Source organism: Catenibacterium mitsuokai (assembly GCF_025148785.1).
In the GTDB taxonomy this organism is placed as follows: domain Bacteria; phylum Bacillota_I; class Bacilli_A; order Erysipelotrichales; family Coprobacillaceae; genus Catenibacterium; species Catenibacterium mitsuoka.
This window is the reverse complement of sequence record NZ_CP102271.1, coordinates 552,464-569,930: the sequence shown is the minus strand read 5'-3', so window position 1 is coordinate 569,930 and position 17,467 is coordinate 552,464. Positions and strand designations below refer to the sequence as shown.

General features: G+C 35.7%; 16 protein-coding genes. 5 read left to right on the top strand and 11 right to left on the bottom strand.

All coding sequences use genetic code 11. The features are described from left to right. Nucleotides 1-201 carry a hypothetical protein gene (locus NQ499_RS02780; protein WP_006504377.1) on the top strand — a complete coding sequence of 67 codons (201 nt, stop codon included), beginning with the start codon at nucleotides 1-3 and terminating at the stop codon, nucleotides 199-201. Continuing rightward, nucleotides 188-1,627 carry an IS4 family transposase gene (locus tag NQ499_RS02775; protein ID WP_006504378.1) on the top strand — a complete coding sequence of 480 codons (1,440 nt, stop codon included), beginning with the start codon at nucleotides 188-190 and terminating at the stop codon, nucleotides 1,625-1,627. The genes NQ499_RS02780 and NQ499_RS02775 overlap by 14 nt, the downstream gene beginning before the upstream one ends. A gap of 206 nt (nucleotides 1,628-1,833) precedes the next feature. On the opposite strand, the gene NQ499_RS02770 is transcribed toward NQ499_RS02775, so the two are convergent. Genes NQ499_RS02770 through NQ499_RS02760 form a run of 3 tightly spaced genes read right to left on the bottom strand, consistent with a single transcriptional unit; the run spans nucleotide 1,834 to nucleotide 5,261 of the window. Next, on the bottom strand, nucleotides 1,834-2,019 hold the full coding sequence (locus NQ499_RS02770; RefSeq protein WP_006505188.1) for a PspC domain-containing protein: 186 nt from the start codon (nucleotides 2,017-2,019) through the stop codon (nucleotides 1,834-1,836). A gap of 34 nt (nucleotides 2,020-2,053) precedes the next feature. Then, on the bottom strand, nucleotides 2,054-2,965 hold the full coding sequence (locus NQ499_RS02765; RefSeq protein ID WP_006505189.1) for a glycosyltransferase family 2 protein: 912 nt from the start codon (nucleotides 2,963-2,965) through the stop codon (nucleotides 2,054-2,056). Beyond that, nucleotides 2,958-5,261 carry a YfhO family protein gene (locus NQ499_RS02760; protein WP_006505190.1) on the bottom strand — a complete coding sequence of 768 codons (2,304 nt, stop codon included), beginning with the start codon at nucleotides 5,259-5,261 and terminating at the stop codon, nucleotides 2,958-2,960. Before NQ499_RS02760 ends, NQ499_RS02765 begins: the two co-directional genes overlap by 8 nt. A gap of 162 nt (nucleotides 5,262-5,423) precedes the next feature. On the opposite strand from NQ499_RS02760, the gene NQ499_RS02755 reads away from it, so the two are divergent. Genes NQ499_RS02755 through NQ499_RS02745 form a run of 3 tightly spaced genes read left to right on the top strand, consistent with a single transcriptional unit; the run spans nucleotide 5,424 to nucleotide 8,111 of the window. Further along, complete coding sequence (locus NQ499_RS02755) at nucleotides 5,424-6,095, top strand: PIG-L family deacetylase (RefSeq protein WP_040389738.1); 672 nt, start codon at nucleotides 5,424-5,426, stop codon at nucleotides 6,093-6,095. A gap of 2 nt (nucleotides 6,096-6,097) precedes the next feature. Further along, nucleotides 6,098-6,793: a response regulator transcription factor gene (locus tag NQ499_RS02750; RefSeq protein ID WP_006505192.1), complete on the top strand. Its 696-nt coding sequence runs from the start codon at nucleotides 6,098-6,100 to the stop codon at nucleotides 6,791-6,793. Further along, nucleotides 6,786-8,111, top strand: a complete 1,326-nt coding sequence (locus NQ499_RS02745; RefSeq protein ID WP_006505193.1) for a HAMP domain-containing sensor histidine kinase — start codon at nucleotides 6,786-6,788, stop codon at nucleotides 8,109-8,111. Before NQ499_RS02750 ends, NQ499_RS02745 begins: the two co-directional genes overlap by 8 nt. 194 nt (nucleotides 8,112-8,305) lie before the next feature. On the opposite strand, the gene NQ499_RS02740 is transcribed toward NQ499_RS02745, so the two are convergent. From NQ499_RS02740 to ilvC, 8 genes are all read right to left on the bottom strand, one after another. Continuing rightward, entirely contained in the window at nucleotides 8,306-9,745 is a 1,440-nt protein-coding gene (locus NQ499_RS02740; RefSeq protein WP_006504378.1) for an IS4 family transposase, read from the bottom strand. After that, nucleotides 9,732-9,932 (bottom strand): hypothetical protein, encoded by a 201-nt coding sequence (locus NQ499_RS02735; RefSeq protein WP_006504377.1) that lies wholly within the window; start codon nucleotides 9,930-9,932, stop codon nucleotides 9,732-9,734. The genes NQ499_RS02740 and NQ499_RS02735 overlap by 14 nt, the downstream gene beginning before the upstream one ends. Before the next feature lie 182 nt (nucleotides 9,933-10,114). Beyond that, complete coding sequence (gene ilvB, locus NQ499_RS02730) at nucleotides 10,115-11,791, bottom strand: biosynthetic-type acetolactate synthase large subunit (protein ID WP_006505170.1); 1,677 nt, start codon at nucleotides 11,789-11,791, stop codon at nucleotides 10,115-10,117. Nucleotides 11,792-11,807: 16 nt separating this feature from the next. Next, on the bottom strand, nucleotides 11,808-13,481 hold the full coding sequence (gene ilvD / locus NQ499_RS02725; protein WP_006505169.1) for a dihydroxy-acid dehydratase: 1,674 nt from the start codon (nucleotides 13,479-13,481) through the stop codon (nucleotides 11,808-11,810). 9 nt (nucleotides 13,482-13,490) lie between these two features. Next, nucleotides 13,491-14,573 (bottom strand): 3-isopropylmalate dehydrogenase, encoded by a 1,083-nt coding sequence (gene leuB / locus NQ499_RS02720; RefSeq protein ID WP_006505168.1) that lies wholly within the window; start codon nucleotides 14,571-14,573, stop codon nucleotides 13,491-13,493. A 5-nt stretch (nucleotides 14,574-14,578) separates the two neighbouring features. Continuing rightward, nucleotides 14,579-15,070 (bottom strand): 3-isopropylmalate dehydratase small subunit, encoded by a 492-nt coding sequence (gene leuD, locus NQ499_RS02715; RefSeq protein WP_006505167.1) that lies wholly within the window; start codon nucleotides 15,068-15,070, stop codon nucleotides 14,579-14,581. Beyond that, entirely contained in the window at nucleotides 15,070-16,347 is a 1,278-nt protein-coding gene (gene leuC, locus NQ499_RS02710) for a 3-isopropylmalate dehydratase large subunit (RefSeq protein ID WP_006505166.1), read from the bottom strand. The genes leuD and leuC overlap by 1 nt, the downstream gene beginning before the upstream one ends. Nucleotides 16,348-16,444: 97 nt before the next feature. Further along, nucleotides 16,445-17,461, bottom strand: coding sequence for a ketol-acid reductoisomerase (ilvC, locus tag NQ499_RS02705; protein WP_006505165.1), 1,017 nt, complete (start codon nucleotides 17,459-17,461; stop codon nucleotides 16,445-16,447). Nucleotides 17,462-17,467: the final 6 nt, after the last annotated feature.

Here is a 17,467-nt window from a genome sequence, read left to right as displayed (position 1 = left end):
ATGTTTGTTAGAGCTGTAAAAAATAATAAAGGTAAGAAAAATACCTACTTCTGCTCACTTGTTGAGTCATATCGTGACGAATCCGGTGTCCCTAAACACCGTGTCCTTATCAACTTTGGACAGGTTGATGAGGAAGCTGTCCCTTATTTAAAGGCTGCTTTCGCTAAAAAGAAGCCTCGTCTTGTTTATGATGATGAATGATGTAGTTAAGTCTTCTGAACTATCTGAACTTTTCTTTGACTTCAATACTTTAATACATTCTACCAGGGTCAATGAACTCTGCAGAAAGAAAAAGTGCGATTTCACTCGCAGCAGAAACATGAACTTCTATTCTATTATCTACTATTTCATTTTCAGAAACAGAACTACCACTAATGCTGAGCTTACACATTTCTACTCTTCTATAGACAGATTTGAAAAGAGAATCAGTAAGCAGGCACTGAATAAAGCTATAAGAAAGCTCAACCCTAATGTCTTCACATATCTTATTAATCAGTTCGCATCTATCTATTATTCAACTTCACTTCCTAAAAAATACCGAGATCATCTTCTTATTGCAGAAGACGGTACCTATATGGAGATTCCTTATAATATGCTTAATATCAATGAATTTCAGTTCGCGCTTGGATGTCATGTACGTAATATGTTTGATGTAAAGAAGGTCCAGTCAAAGGCAGGAGGGCTATATGATGTTACCAATGGATTATTTATAGACTTTTCATTGAGACAGGCTCCCTATTCTGAGACGCCTCTAGCCTTTGCACATCTCTACAGGACAAGGGAGATGCTGGAAAATCAAAAAGTCATCTATCTGGCTGACAGATATTATGGATCTGCTGAAATCATATCTCACCTGGAAGACCTAAGATACAGTTATGTCATCAGAGGGAAATCAAACTTCTATAAGAAGCAGGTTGCGGGCATGGAATCAGATGATGAATGGATTGAAGTTGAAGTTGATGAAAAATGGCTTAAAAGATTTCGATTTTCTCCAGAAGCCAAGAAACTGAGAAAAGAAAATCCAACCCTTAAGATCAGGGTCATTAAAAGAGAGTATCGATATACTGATAATAAGAATAAGGAGCACTGTGAAAACCTGATATATTTTACTAATCTTAGTAGCGAAAGCTTTACAACTGATGAAATCATGGAAATCTACTCAAGAAGATGGGATATAGAGGTTTCGTATAAGACAATGAAGACAACACAGGAAGTTGAGAGACATATAAGCAGTGATGGAGATGTTGCAAGAAATGATATATATGCCAAGGTTCTGTTTCATAATATAGCCGGTGTTATAAGAAAGGAAATGAATCAGGAATTAAAGAATAGACATGTACCAGATACTAAAGAATGCGTAACGAACATAACGCAGCTGCACTCTATTATTCATGAAACGAATTTCCTGTACTGCTTTATGTTTGGATTGAAGGAAAGAATCAAAGAAAAGATAGATAATATCACGAAGCATCTAAACAAAATAAAAGTACCTGTCCGTCCAAACAGGCACTTCCAACGCTGGGGTAGAATCATGAAGAGTCCGCCATCATATCGCTTTAGACTTGATGGAAGGAACAATCCGAAATACAGACGACACCAGTCTGTTCTCATGACCGTAGCCCCGTAGTTAAGAATATACATATATATTCTAACACACAATTTTTAAAAATGGGCTGATTTTTTATGGGGATTTATGCGCTTTTTTTGGAAGTTGAAATCCAAACTCAAATTAATCCTCACATTTTTCTATAAAACTAAAAAAAGCATCAACTTAGTGGATGTCTAAATCCTTAAGTTGATGCCATTGAGAAGGTTCTAACACGAGCCTTCTTTTTAGTATTCACTTGGTACAATAATCGCAAGAATAATATATGCAAGAATACCGCTTCCTCCAAGTGCTGTAAATGCAACCCATCCTAATCTTACTAAAGTAGGATCAATCTGGAAGTATTCTGCAATTCCTCCACAAACGCCTGCTAACATACGATCATGTGCTGAGCGATATAGTCTTTTGTTCATTTTTACCCCTCCTCACAAATATTACCATATATCTTTAATATTTTCTATTTGTATCTTTAATAATATAGATTGGTCTTTTCTTTGTTTCAAAGTAACATGATGTACAATACTGACCAAGTATGGAAACAAAGATCAATTGGACACCACTTAAGAAAAGGATAAGATCAACCACTAAAGTATGATAGTGCATCACTACAGAGATCACACTAATAATAAGAGATAAGAAAATCAGGAATGTACCTATAATACCTGCAAAGGTAATAGGTGTTGCCGAGAAAGAGAAGATACCTTTAAAGGCATAAGAGAATAGACTCGTAAAGTTCCATTTTGTCTGCCCTGCGGCTCTTTCTACATTATGGAATTCAATCCATTTTGTATCAAAACCTACAAAAGAGAATAAGCCTTTCATATATCTATTATATTCTTTGAGTTCTAGTATGGCATCCACCATCTGACGAGACATCATTCTAAAGTCCCCTGCACCATCATCCATATCCATCTTTGTTAATTTCTGAATGACTTTGTAGAAAGAATGAGAAAGGAAGTTACGAAGTCTTCCTTCTCCAGTACGGTCTACTCTTTTACCTGCTGCACAATCATAGCCTTCATATTTACAGGCATGATACATGTCAGGTAGAAGTCTAGGTGGATGCTGTAAGTCGGCATCCATGATAACGACATAGTCACCTGTAGCCTTTTCTAATCCTGCAAACATGGCTGCTTCTTTCCCAAAATTACGAGAGAATGTGAAATAGAAACAATGGCTATCTTTTTCAGCAAGTTCTTTTAAGACTGATGCTGTATGGTCTTTCGACCCATCATTTATAAATAATAATTCATAATCGATATCCGGTATACGATGTAATTGTTTAGTTGTTTCCTGATAAAACATAGAAACAACGTCCTCTTCATTAAAACAAGGAACGATAATACTGATTTTATCCATTTAAATGTCTCCTTCCATAGACATAGAATATAACTAATAAAATAACGCCTGCACCACTTGTAATACATGCAAGAGTATATCCAGGTGGACTAAAGGTGATCTTTATTTGATGAGATCCTTTACTTATAGGACATCCAATAAAAGCTTGATTCACTTTTTCAATATTGACTTCTTTATTATCAACATAAAGACGGTAACCTTTTTCATAAGGAATACGGGTAATGAAGTAACCATCTTTTGATACATGGATGTTTCCTTCTAAAACATGGGAAGTTTTCTTTAAGTTTAAGGCATCTACTTTTTGATTTAAGGCTGATGCAGGTAAAGTATGCATCTTGATATTCTTAATCAAATAGTTTCCTTTAGATAAAGAAACCTTTAATTGGTTTGTAGTAGTGACAAATGTGAAATGTGTATGCGGATGATAATAAGGGTTTGTAATACTTGCTAGCTTATTTTTCATTCCATTAACTGTGATAAAGACACCTTTTTCAGGTCTGTTGTTGACAATATCACATTCTAATACAACGATTTCATTGTTTGTCTGACGCTTAAGTGTCAATTCTATCTTCTGTTTATTTTTAATATGATAAGATTTCTTAAATCCTGGATTCTCTTCTACAAATTGACTTTTGTAGTGACTATTACCTTTATTCACAATGGCACAATTCATTAATGTATCCAATGTATAAGGGTAAGAGAGCTGTTTAAACTGCTTCTCACTCATTAATGAACTTGTTGCATAGGCCTGTGGTAAGGCTGTATTGGATTGATAAAGCTTAATCTTCTTAGCATGATCTTTTAAAGAATAACCATAAGGAGCCTGGCTTTTAGATATCACTGTATCAATACCTAATGTTCTTAAGTAGAAGATATTGTCGGTATCATTCTGAGCGACACGGTTATTTGTCGGAATAGGTATTCTTAATGTATCAAATAGGAATGTATTGTAGTATTTATTATTTGTTGATGTATAACCTGATACACGCTTTATTCTATTCCCATATGTCTGATTGACATTCTGTCTTGTAGTGAGATCGGCTGCAGTGACTATCTTATTTCTTCTTACTAACTGTGATACATTCTTTTCATACTTCTTAGGCTGATAGAAAGAGGATGGACAGTTTGTATAGGATACAACCAACATTGGTATAACAAGATAAGCATAAATGAGATTCTTTCTTTTCTGTAATAAAAGAAGAATCACAAAGAGACAGTCTATAAGTGCTGAAAGTGGGTATTTAATAAAAAATACTGGAATAATAAGTAATACAAGAGAATACTTAGAGAGTTTGATATTTCCCTCTTTAATCTTAACCAACATCATACACATGATATAAGCGACGAGTGGTATAAAGACAAGCATGATCTTACTTCTTGCATATAAGAAGCCATTCATAATAAACCATACAAATGGAGAGTAGAATGATGCAAGACATACAGCTGAAAGCTTCTGTAACTGTTTATCACTTAATGCGAGAACTAAGAGTACATAAGAGATATAAGTGAGTCCACACCCATATTCACTATAAAGAAGTCCTTTTAAATTAAGTGAAGGAATAAATAGAGAAGCAAGCTGTATAGGAGCCCCAGATTTCCCATTACTTAAAATAACAAGTAATGTAGGGATTGTCAGTATTGCTGTCAATAAGACAATGAGTATATAAGAGACAAAGAGCTTCTTCCATTCACCTGGATGACGATAAAGTAAATAGATAAAACATACAATAAAGCATCCAATACAATAGAAATAACTATGAAGTACAATTAAACTCCCACATAGTGTAAAAGCCACAAAGTTCTTCTTTTCAATGCTGATTAAAGCTAAAAATAAGAAAGGCATATAATTCACAAACATGATCTGTTTATGAGAATGAAAGAAGATACTTGATAATAATACAAGTAAGCTGACAAAAATGCAGATGTTCTCATCTTTGGTATGCTGTCTTAAGAAGATATAACAGCATAAAACAGACAATGTCATCATCAATACACTATACGCAATGATAATTGTCTGCATATCAATATGTATAAGTAAAGCACCTATGAGTATGTCAGGTCTTAAATAGCCATAATATGAGAAATGATAAATATTGCCTCCACCCATCAATTCTTTAATATAGGTAGGAAAGAGTGTTCCTTCACTTCTTATAGCATGTCTTAATGCATCCCCAATAACGACATGCTGGCTATACCAGTCAATCCTGTTTCCAAAGACATGAGTTGTAAGCAGGAATACAGATACAATGCTTAATAGACCTAATAGACAAAGAGTGCGTTTGTCTTTTCGTGTCATGATTTTCACCTCGTTACTATTATAAGAAATAAACCTTAATTTTAGGCTTAATATTTTCTTAAAAACGCTTAATTTTTGTAAGCTTTATGTTTAAGAATTCTTAAGATTTCTTTTAAGGTTTTTTAAATAAAGAGATGGTATTGTAAAAATGGGTGATAAAATATGAATAATTTAAAAATGTTGACAATCAGTTCTTTGTTGATGATTAGTTCATTATTTGGTTCTAATAATACGATTAAGCATAAGAAGATGATTGATGGATTAAATCTAAAAAATATAGATTCTGTGATGTTTGTAGCACATCCTGATGATGAAACAATCTGGGGTGGCAGTCATCTTTTAAAGAAACATTATCTTGTCGTATGTATAACTAATGGCAATAATAAGACAAGAAGAAAAGAATTCATGAATGTCATGAAAGCCACACATAATACAGGTGTAATGTTTAATTATCCAGATAAGACAAATGGACAGAGAGATAACTGGGATAAAGCAAGAAAATATATTAAAAATGATGTACACTATATATTAAGTAAGAAGAAATGGAAAACTGTAGTCACACATAATCCAGATGGAGAATATGGTCATATTCACCATCAGATGACATCTTATATAGTAAGAAAAGATAGTCGTGTGGATATGAACCAGCTTGTCTATTTCGGTAAATACTATAGAAAAAAGAATATGCCTAAAAACCTCAATTCTATATCTTCAAGTGATTTAAAGAAGAAAATGAAGTTGACTGGTATGTATAGTTCACAATCCAAGGTGATGGATCATCTTGGTCATATGTTACCTCATGAAAATTGGGTGAAGGCAAAGGATTGGAGATAGTTATGAACGAAAAGATCATGGTTGTGGATGATGATAAGGACATACGTGAAGTCATCCAGGTATTATTATCAAGTGAAGGGTATGAAGTGATAGAAGCAAGTAATGGAAAAGAAGCACTCGAATTAGTGGATGATGATACAGATCTCATTATTCTTGATGTGATGATGCCAGAGATGAATGGATATCAGGCTTGTGTTCTATTAAGAGAGAAAACAAAAGCCCCTATTCTCTTTTTAACCGCAAAGGGGCAGGATAGTGATAAGACATTAGGTTTTTCTAGTGGTGGTGATGATTATCTGACTAAACCATTTTCTTATAATGAATTAAATGGGCGTGTGAAAGCATTACTGAGACGTTATCATGTGTATCAGGGTAAAGGTACTACACAAGAAAAACAGATTACATATAAGACAGGTAATATAGAAGTCAATAGTGCGAAACGTACAGCATCAATAGATGGAGAGAAACTCAACTTAACAGATTTAGAATATAATATTCTAGAGTATCTATTAATGAATAAACAGCAGGTTATTTCTCCTAGTCAGCTATTTGAAGCTATCTGGCATGAAGAATATTATTATGGGGCAAACAATACAATCATGGTGCATATTAGACATTTAAGACAGAAGATTGAAAAGGATCCTACAAATCCTGAACATATCAAAACAATCTGGGGTAAAGGATATTATTGTGAGTAAGAGATATGTAAGTCTTGCATCTAAGATTGTTATGATATTGATTGTCTCTAGTATTTCCGCTGTACTTGTCTATAGCTGTTTTAGAGAACAGATTTCCCATTATTATTCTTTTGTTGATGATATTGCTGGTATTAAAGAAAAAAGAACAAAGTTCTTTAAGGATTTTAAAGAAAAAGCGAAAGATGTGAATCTGACTGATAAGAAAAAGATTAAGAAATTAATTAAGACAAAAGACCCTTATTTGTCTATTTATATTTATGATAATGTGGATGAGTATTATGTAGCAGGTAATTATGCCACTATTCTTACAGAGCCAGTGAGTATGATTACACCACTTTATATCTTACAAAATGACTTTGAAACAGATGCTTATAATATGGTTTATACAAAGACAATCCAATTTAAGGATCAAAAAGCTGAAGTAGAACTGTATGATATGAACTTGCTTAAGTATATTAAGTATTATTTCTATGCTGCTTTGTTTGCTTCTTTCCTCACATTCCTTCTTCCTACTTTCTTTTTTATTCGTCATAAAGTCAAATATATTGAATGTTTAAAACAGGAAATACTCAATATGTCCCATGGTGATTTATCTCATCCTATGACAATTCAAGGACGTGATGAACTTGCAATACTTGCTCATCAGATGGATGGTCTAAGAGTGACATTAGAAGAAAATTATGAGAAAGAAAAAGAAATGCAGCAGACACATCATGATCTGATTACTGCCATGTCACATGATTTAAGAACTCCTCTCACAAGTTTAAGAGGTTATCTGGATATTCTTGCCTTACATTGTTTCAAGGATCAGGAACAGATGGATAACTACTTACATAGATGTATTGACAAAGTAGAACAAATCAAAGAACTCTCTAATAAGACATTTGCCTATTCACTTGTGTTTGAACAGAATAGTCATCCTCAATTAGAAAAGATATCTACAGAAGAACTCTTAGGTTATATAGAAGAGAATCTCAACTATCTAGAATTAGAAGGTTTTATCATTCACAAAGACATTAAATACATAAAAAAAGAAGTCCTTTTAGACTTCTCCATGATCAAAAGAATGATCAATAACCTCTGTTCTAATATTCATAAATATTCAGATAAACATGTAGATATGACTCTTACTCTTGATGATTCTTTTGATCTCCTCTTAACCAATAAAAAGAAGAGTGACTTATCTAAAGTAGAAAGTAATAAGATTGGTTTAAAAAGTGTTAAACGTATTGTAGAATTACATGAAGGAACATGTTCTATTGAAGAAAGTGAAGAAACATTCTCCATCCATATCTCTATCCCACTAAAAAAGGCTTGATTTTATTTCAAGCCCAATGGCATCAACTTAAGGATTTAGACATCCACTAAGTTGATGCTTTTTTTAGTTTTATAGAAAAATGTGAGGATTAATTTGAGTTTGGATTTCAACTTCCAAAAAAAGCGCATAAATCCCCATAAAAAATCAGCCCATTTTTAAAAATTGTGTGTTAGAATATATATGTATATTCTTAACTACGGGGCTACGGTCATGAGAACAGACTGGTGTCGTCTGTATTTCGGATTGTTCCTTCCATCAAGTCTAAAGCGATATGATGGCGGACTCTTCATGATTCTACCCCAGCGTTGGAAGTGCCTGTTTGGACGGACAGGTACTTTTATTTTGTTTAGATGCTTCGTGATATTATCTATCTTTTCTTTGATTCTTTCCTTCAATCCAAACATAAAGCAGTACAGGAAATTCGTTTCATGAATAATAGAGTGCAGCTGCGTTATGTTCGTTACGCATTCTTTAGTATCTGGTACATGTCTATTCTTTAATTCCTGATTCATTTCCTTTCTTATAACACCGGCTATATTATGAAACAGAACCTTGGCATATATATCATTTCTTGCAACATCTCCATCACTGCTTATATGTCTCTCAACTTCCTGTGTTGTCTTCATTGTCTTATACGAAACCTCTATATCCCATCTTCTTGAGTAGATTTCCATGATTTCATCAGTTGTAAAGCTTTCGCTACTAAGATTAGTAAAATATATCAGGTTTTCACAGTGCTCCTTATTCTTATTATCAGTATATCGATACTCTCTTTTAATGACCCTGATCTTAAGGGTTGGATTTTCTTTTCTCAGTTTCTTGGCTTCTGGAGAAAATCGAAATCTTTTAAGCCATTTTTCATCAACTTCAACTTCAATCCATTCATCATCTGATTCCATGCCCGCAACCTGCTTCTTATAGAAGTTTGATTTCCCTCTGATGACATAACTGTATCTTAGGTCTTCCAGGTGAGATATGATTTCAGCAGATCCATAATATCTGTCAGCCAGATAGATGACTTTTTGATTTTCCAGCATCTCCCTTGTCCTGTAGAGATGTGCAAAGGCTAGAGGCGTCTCAGAATAGGGAGCCTGTCTCAATGAAAAGTCTATAAATAATCCATTGGTAACATCATATAGCCCTCCTGCCTTTGACTGGACCTTCTTTACATCAAACATATTACGTACATGACATCCAAGCGCGAACTGAAATTCATTGATATTAAGCATATTATAAGGAATCTCCATATAGGTACCGTCTTCTGCAATAAGAAGATGATCTCGGTATTTTTTAGGAAGTGAAGTTGAATAATAGATAGATGCGAACTGATTAATAAGATATGTGAAGACATTAGGGTTGAGCTTTCTTATAGCTTTATTCAGTGCCTGCTTACTGATTCTCTTTTCAAATCTGTCTATAGAAGAGTAGAAATGTGTAAGCTCAGCATTAGTGGTAGTTCTGTTTCTGAAAATGAAATAGTAGATAATAGAATAGAAGTTCATGTTTCTGCTGCGAGTGAAATCGCACTTTTTCTTTCTGCAGAGTTCATTGACCCTGGTAGAATGTATTAAAGTATTGAAGTCAAAGAAAAGTTCAGATAGTTCAGAAGACTTAACTACATCATTCATCATCATAAACAAGACGAGGCTTCTTTTTAGCGAAAGCAGCCTTTAAATAAGGGACAGCTTCCTCATCAACCTGTCCAAAGTTGATAAGGACACGGTGTTTAGGGACACCGGATTCGTCACGATATGACTCAACAAGTGAGCAGAAGTAGGTATTTTTCTTACCTTTATTATTTTTTACAGCTCTAACAAACATATAATCGCCTTCTTTCTTAACTACATTATACTATATTTATGGCTTTATATAAACATATGCAATCTTTTATTCTTAACTACAACACCATAAATATACACTTATAATAGGAAAAATAGCAATAAAAAAGAGCCGACTTCTTAAGTTGACTCCATTGGGCTTGATTTTATTTCAAGCCTTTTTAATTACTTATTAATATCTGCTTCATCAAATACTTCCGCAATAGAGCTTCCTGGCGCAACCATTGGGAATACCTTGTCATCATCATCAATAATACATTCGATTACAACTGGACCATGATAATCCACTGCTTCCTGTAAAGCAGGCATCACTTCTTCTTTCTTAGTGACACGGATGGCTTTACAACCTAATCCTTCTGCTACCTTACAGAAGTCTACCTTATCATGAAGTACTGTTGCACTATAGCGTTCACCATAGAATAATGTCTGCCACTGTCTTACCATTCCAAGTACATGGTTATTAAGTACTACTTCAATGATTGGGACATTGTAACGTGATGCAGTGGCTAATTCATTGAGGTTCATACGGAAACATCCATCACCTGCAATATTGAATACTAACTGATTAGGACAGCCATATTTAGCTCCTATTGCAGCACCTAGTCCATAACCCATAGTACCAAGTCCACCAGAACTTAAGAACTGTCTAGGACGTCTATAGTGATAATACTGAGCTGCCCACATCTGGTTCTGACCTACTTCAGTTGTAATAATAGCCTGAGAATCAGTGAAGTTATCAATCTGTTCAATAACATATGGACCAGTTAATCTAGACTGATCATATGTTAAAGGATAACGATCCTTTAATGTACGTATTTCTTTCATCCATACTGGATGGTTCTGTTGTGTTAAAGTTAAATTAATAGCTTCAATAACATCTTTTGCATCTCCGACAATACCTAAATCAGCAGGCACATTCTTATCGATTTCTGCATCATCGACATCAATATGAATAATCTTCGCATTCTTCGCAAATGTATCCACATTACCAGTAATACGGTCACTGAAACGTACACCAATCGCAATCAATAAGTCACATTCTGATACACCAATATTACTTGCTTTAGTCCCATGCATACCAAGCATTCCTGCATAACGTGGATTAGTGCCATCATAAGCCCCTTTACCCATTAATGTATCAGTAACTGGTGCATCAATTTTTTCTACTAATTCTTTTAAAGCTGCACTAGCCTGAGAAGCAATACATCCACCACCGACAAATACAAATGGCTTTTCTGATGCTTCAATCATTTCTACTGCCTTCTTAATTGAAGATGTAGGGAATGTATAATTACGGCTGCCAATGGTCTCTGGTACCTTTTTAGTATATTCACATGAACCTACAGTCGCATTCTTAGTCATATCGACTAATACTGGACCTGGACGACCTTCTTTCGCAATCTGGAATGCTTTACGAATAGTAGGAGCCAATTCTTCTGGTGATTTACAAATAAAGTTATGTTTAGTAATAGGGATAGTCACACCCTTGATATCAATTTCCTGGAAGGCATCTTTACCTAAGGCATTAACACCTACGTTGGCAGTTAAAGCAACTAAAGGAATAGAATCCATCATGGCTGTCGCAATACCTGTGACAAGGTTAGTGGCACCTGGTCCACTTGTTGCCATACAGACACCCACTTTACCAGTGGCACGTGCATAACCATCAGCTGCATGAGACGCCCCCTGTTCATGAGATGTAAGGACATGATGAATCTTATCCTGATATTTATATAAACTATCATAGACTTCTAGGATTGCCCCTCCTGGATAGCCAAAGATAGTATCAACGCCCTGTTCAAGAAGGCTTTCTACTACAATGTCCGATCCTTTCATTAACATTTTTGGATTTCCCCCTTTACTTATCGTTTGGCTGTAATACAGCACCAGTATTGGCACTTGTTACCTGTGCTGCATAACGTCTTAAGTAACCTGTAGTGATACGAGGTTCTCTTGGCTGCCATTTAGCACGACGTGCTTCTAATGTTTCATCATCTACGGCAACATTGATCTTATTATTTGGAATATCGATAGAAATCATATCTCCTTCTTCAATTAAAGCGATAGGTCCACCTACTGCTGCTTCAGGAGACACATGTCCAATAGAAGCCCCTCTAGTAGCACCTGAGAAACGACCATCAGTAATTAATGCAACATCTTTATCAAGACCCATACCAGCAATTTCACTTGTAGGAGATAACATTTCTCTCATACCAGGACCACCTTTAGGACCTTCATAACGAATAACAACAACATCACCTTTCACAATCTTACCAGCACGGATTGCCTTGATTGCATCATCTTCACTATCAAATACTCTAGCTGGTCCAGTATGTGTCATCATTTCAGGAGCTACTGCAGCTGCTTTAACGACACAGCTATCAGGTGCAATATTACCCTTTAATACCGCAATACCACCTGTTTTCATATAAGGGTTATCAACAGGACGGATGATTTCTGGATCTAAGTTCACACATCCTGAAATATTTTCTTTAATAGTCTTACCAGTACATGTAATACCTGTTGTATCTAAGATACCTAAAGAATCAAGTTCATTCATGACTGCGTATACGCCACCTGCATCATCTAGGTCTTCCATAAATGTAGAACCTGCTGGTGCTAAGTGACAAAGGTTTGGTGTATATTTAGAAATTTCATTCGCAATTTCAAGATTTAAATCAACACCTGCTTCATGTGCGATAGCTGGTAAATGAAGCATTGAGTTTGTAGAACATCCTAAAGCCATGTCTACTGTCATTGCATTCTTGAATGCAGCTGGAGTCATGATATCTCTTGGTTTGATGTTCTTTTCTACTAATTCCATGATTTTCATACCAGCATGTTTTGCAAGTCTAATACGTGCTGAATAAACAGCTGGAATAGTCCCATTACCACGAAGACCCATACCGAGTGCTTCAGTTAAACAGTTCATAGAGTTTGCAGTATACATACCTGAACATGAACCACATGTTGGACATGCTTTTTCTTCAAACTCTTCTAGATGTGCAGCATCTAAAGTACCAGCATTATATTGACCGACTGCTTCAAATAGTGAAGAAAGACAAGTCTTCTTACCATTTAATTTCTTACCTGCAAGCATTGGACCACCTGATACAAAGATAGTTGGAATATTTAAACGAGCGGCTGCCATTAATAAGCCTGGTACGTTCTTATCACAGTTAGGAATCATGACAAGACCATCAAACTGATGGGCTGTTGCAAGACATTCTGTACTATCTGCGATTAATTCTCTAGTAACAAGTGAATATTTCATACCTGTATGGTTCATCGCAATACCATCACATACCGCAATGGCAGGTACTTCAACTGGTACACCACCAGCTAAATAAACACCTTTCTTAACTGCTTCACTGATCTTATCTAGATTCATATGACCAGGAACGATTTCATTATAGGAACAAACTACCCCGATTAGAGGTCTTTCTAACTCTTCTTCTGTCATGCCTAAGGCATTAAAGAGTGAACGATGAGGTGCACGTTCTACTCCCTTTTTTACATTATCACTTCTCATATTACCCTCCTAAAGTCTTTCTACCACAGCATCACCCATCTGTGATGTAGATACTTTTGTCATTCCTTCTTTATAAATATCAACTGTACGGATATTGTCCGCAAGAACCTTTTCTACTGCTTTTTCAATACATGCTGCTTCTTCATCCATATCAAATGAATAACGTAGCATCATAGCGGCACTTAAGATAGTAGCGAGTGGATTCGCAATATTTTGTCCTGCAATATCTGGTGCACTGCCATGGCTTGGTTCGTACATACCTAAATGATCTTCACGAAGTGAAGCACTTGATAACATTCCAATAGAACCAGTCACCATAGAGGCTTCATCACTTAAAATATCCCCAAACATATTCTCAGTGAGGACAACATCAAACTGTGCTGGATCTTTGACTAACTGCATCGCACAGTTATCTACAAGCATATGTTCTACTTTGACTTCAGGAAAATCCTGAGCCACTTCATTCACAATCTTGCGCCATAAACGTGATGTATCTAAGACATTTGCTTTATCAACACTTGTAAGCTTCTTATCACGTTTCATCGCAATTTCAAATCCTCTTTGTGCGATACGTCTAATTTCATGTTCTGAATAAACAAGATTATCATGAGCTACTAATTCGCCGTTGATTTCTTTTGTATTTCTTTCACCAAAATATAAGCCACCAGTAAGTTCTCTTACGATAATCATATCAAAACCTGCTGCAGAAGTACTTTCCTTTAAAGGACATGCACCTGCAAGTTCTTTATATAAATAAGCAGGTCTAAGATTTGCGAATAATCCTAATTCTTTTCTAATCTTTAATAATCCTGCTTCCGGTCTTAATGCAGGATCTAATTTATACCATGGAGATGTATTTGTATCTCCTCCAATAGAACCTAATAATACAGCATCGCTGTTTTTTGCGACTTCTAATGCCTCATCAGTTAATGGGACTCCATAAGCATCAATAGAACAGCCTCCCATGAGGATATTCTTGTAATTGAATGTATGATTATATTTCTTTGCGATGGCATCAAGTACCTTAATTGCTTCATTCACAATTTCAGGACCGATTCCATCACCTTTAATAACCGCAATATTCTTTTCCATATCCTCTATCCTTTCTTATTATTGACATAGTTTACAAGACCACCCTGTTCAATAATCTTCTGCATGAATGGTGGGAAAGGCTGACCCTGATATTCTGTATTCTTAGTTAAGTTATAAATCTTACCTGTTTCATAATCTACTTTTACTTCATCGCCATCATCAATACCATCTACGGCTTCTGGACATTCAAGAATCGCAAAACCGATATTAATAGAGTTACGATAGAAGATACGTGCAAAGCTTTTTGCGATAACACATGAAACACCTGCTGTCTTTAATGCAAGAGGGGCATGTTCTCTTGATGAACCACAGCCAAAGTTCTTCTTTGCGACAATAATATCACCAGGCTGGACTCTTTCTACAAATGTAGGATCTAAGTCCACCATAGCGTGACTCGCTAATTCTTTGGCATCAAATGAATTAAGATATCTTGCTGGAATAATAACGTCTGTATCAACGTTATCACCATATTTAAATACTCTACCTTTAGCTTCCATTAGTTATTACCTCCGAATTTTTCTGGATTTGCGATATAACCTGCAATCGCACTTGCAGCTGCTGTTTCAGGAGACGCAAGATAAATTAATGATTCTACATCACCCATACGTCCAACGAAGTTTCTATTTGTTGTAGAAACACACTTTTCACCTTTCGCAAGTACACCCATATGACCACCCATACATGGACCACAGCTTGGTGTATTGACAGCACATCCTGCTTCTACAAATGTTTCTAGAATACCTTCTAGGATACACTGTAAGTAAATCTTCTGAGTTGCTGGTACAACCATCACTCTCACATTATCAGCGACTTTCTTACCTTTAAGGATAGCGGCTGCTTTTCTTAAGTCTTCCATACGACCATTTGTACATGATCCAATAACAACCTGATCAATATAGATCTTATCCATTGCTTCAATCTCATCCACTGTCTTCGCATTACCTGGAAGATGAGGGAAAGCAACAGTTGGTCTAATAGCAGATAAGTCTACATCTACTATTTCTTCATATTCTGCGTCTTTATCTGCTTCATAGATCTTATAGTCACGTTTAGCATGTTTATCTAAGTATTCAATAGCGGCTTCATCAACAGGGAAGATACCGTTCTTAGCTCCTGCTTCAATAGCCATATTACAAATAGTGAAACGATCTGCCATAGATAATTCTTTAACACCCTCACCCGTAAATTCCATTGATTTATATAAAGCACCATCTACACCAATACGTCCAATAATATGTAAAATAACATCCTTACCAGATACGTATTTTGGTAGTTTACCATGAAGATTAAATTTAATGGCTGAAGGTACCTTGAACCATAACTGTCCAGTTGCCATACCTGTCGCAATATCAGTTGTTCCTACACCTGTAGAGAAAGCACCAATAGCCCCATAAGTACAAGTATGTGAGTCTGCACCAATGACAGCATCTCCTGCCACAACAATGCCGCTTTCAGGTAAGATAGCATGTTCTACACCACATTTACCCTGTTCCATATGATGTGTTAATCCCTGCTCACGAGAGAATTCTCTGATTGCTTTAGAGTTCTCTGCAGATTTAATATCTTTATTAGGTGTAAAGTGATCTGGCACTAAGACAACCTTATCTTTATCGAAGACCTTATCAGCCATTTTCTTAAAGATTGGTAAAGCCATAGGTCCTGTAATATCATTTGCCATTACAATATCTACATTTGCTTCAATTAATTCACCTGCATGAACTTCTTTTACTCCCGCATGATCAGCTAAGATCTTCTGCGTCATTGTCATTCCCATTATATATAATCCTCCTCAAGTTATTTTTGAATGTTGTAACGAGAAAGTACCGAAGTACTTCCTCTTTACAACACACAAAGTGTGTGTTGCTTAGTGATTAGTTATTTAAAAGCTTATCTTCATCAGACCAAGAATATAATGAACGGATATCAGCACCTACTTTTTCACATTCATGTTCATTGTGTAACTGTCTCATTGCTTTGAAGTGAGCCTGTCCGCCTGCTGCTGACATTTCAAGTAAGAATTCTTTAGCGAATGAACCATCCTGGATATCAGCTAATACTTTCTTCATTGCTTTCTTAGTGTCTTCAGTAATTAATTTAGGACCAGTGATATAGTCACCATATTCTGCAGTATTAGAAATAGATTTTCTCATACCTTCGAAACCTGACTGGTAGATTAAGTCTACGATTAACTTCATTTCATGGATACATTCAAAGTATGCATTCTTTGGATCATAACCAGCTTCTACTAATACTTCGAAACCAGTCTGCATTAACTGACATACACCACCACAAAGAACTGCCTGTTCACCGAATAAGTCTGTTTCTGTTTCAGTTCTGAATGTAGTATCTAATAGACCAGCTCTTGCACCACCGATTGCAGCACCATAAGCTAATGCATAATCATGAGCCTTACCAGTGTAATCCTGTTCAACTGCTACTAGACAAGGAGTTCCTTTACCTGCCTGGTATTCTGAACGTACTGTATGACCTGGAGCTTTTGGAGCAATCATAGTTACATCAACGTTCTTTGGTGGAACAATCTGATTGAAATGAATATTGAAACCATGAGCGAACATTAACATATCGCCTTCGTTTAAGTTTGGTTCGATAGCTTCTTTATAAAGTTTTGCCTGTAATTCATCAGGAATTAATACCATGATGATGTCTGCCCAAGCAGCTGCATCAGCAGATGTCATAACTTTAAGTCCCTGTTCTTCTGCTTTCTTCCAAGACTTAGAACCTTCATATAGACCAACAACAACGTCTACTCCAGATTCCTTAAGGTTTAGTGCATGTGCATGTCCCTGAGAACCATAACCGATGATAGCAACCTTTCTACCATCCAATAAAGATAAATCACAGTCTGTGTTGTAATAGATTTTAGCCATATTTCT

Bases quoted from the DNA above. Each gene is read 5' to 3' on its own strand.
- NQ499_RS02770 (WP_006505188.1), bottom strand. From the start codon at position 2,019: ATGAACAAAAGACTATATCGCTCAGCACATGATCGTATGTTAGCAGGC.
- NQ499_RS02755 (WP_040389738.1), top strand. From the start codon at position 5,424: ATGAATAATTTAAAAATGTTGACAATCAGTTCTTTGTTGATGATTAGT.
- leuD (WP_006505167.1), bottom strand. From the start codon at position 15,070: ATGGAAGCTAAAGGTAGAGTATTTAAATATGGTGATAACGTTGATACA.
- NQ499_RS02750 (WP_006505192.1), top strand. From the start codon at position 6,098: ATGAACGAAAAGATCATGGTTGTGGATGATGATAAGGACATACGTGAA.
- ilvB (WP_006505170.1), bottom strand. From the start codon at position 11,791: ATGTTAATGAAAGGATCGGACATTGTAGTAGAAAGCCTTCTTGAACAG.
- NQ499_RS02740 (WP_006504378.1), bottom strand. From the start codon at position 9,745: ATGATGATGAATGATGTAGTTAAGTCTTCTGAACTATCTGAACTTTTC.
- NQ499_RS02735 (WP_006504377.1), bottom strand. From the start codon at position 9,932: ATGTTTGTTAGAGCTGTAAAAAATAATAAAGGTAAGAAAAATACCTAC.
- NQ499_RS02760 (WP_006505190.1), bottom strand. From the start codon at position 5,261: ATGACACGAAAAGACAAACGCACTCTTTGTCTATTAGGTCTATTAAGC.
- ilvC (WP_006505165.1), bottom strand. From the start codon at position 17,461: ATGGCTAAAATCTATTACAACACAGACTGTGATTTATCTTTATTGGAT.
- NQ499_RS02765 (WP_006505189.1), bottom strand. From the start codon at position 2,965: ATGGATAAAATCAGTATTATCGTTCCTTGTTTTAATGAAGAGGACGTT.
- NQ499_RS02775 (WP_006504378.1), top strand. From the start codon at position 188: ATGATGATGAATGATGTAGTTAAGTCTTCTGAACTATCTGAACTTTTC.
- leuC (WP_006505166.1), bottom strand. From the start codon at position 16,347: ATGGGAATGACAATGACGCAGAAGATCTTAGCTGATCATGCGGGAGTA.
- ilvD (WP_006505169.1), bottom strand. From the start codon at position 13,481: ATGAGAAGTGATAATGTAAAAAAGGGAGTAGAACGTGCACCTCATCGT.
- leuB (WP_006505168.1), bottom strand. From the start codon at position 14,573: ATGGAAAAGAATATTGCGGTTATTAAAGGTGATGGAATCGGTCCTGAA.
- NQ499_RS02780 (WP_006504377.1), top strand. From the start codon at position 1: ATGTTTGTTAGAGCTGTAAAAAATAATAAAGGTAAGAAAAATACCTAC.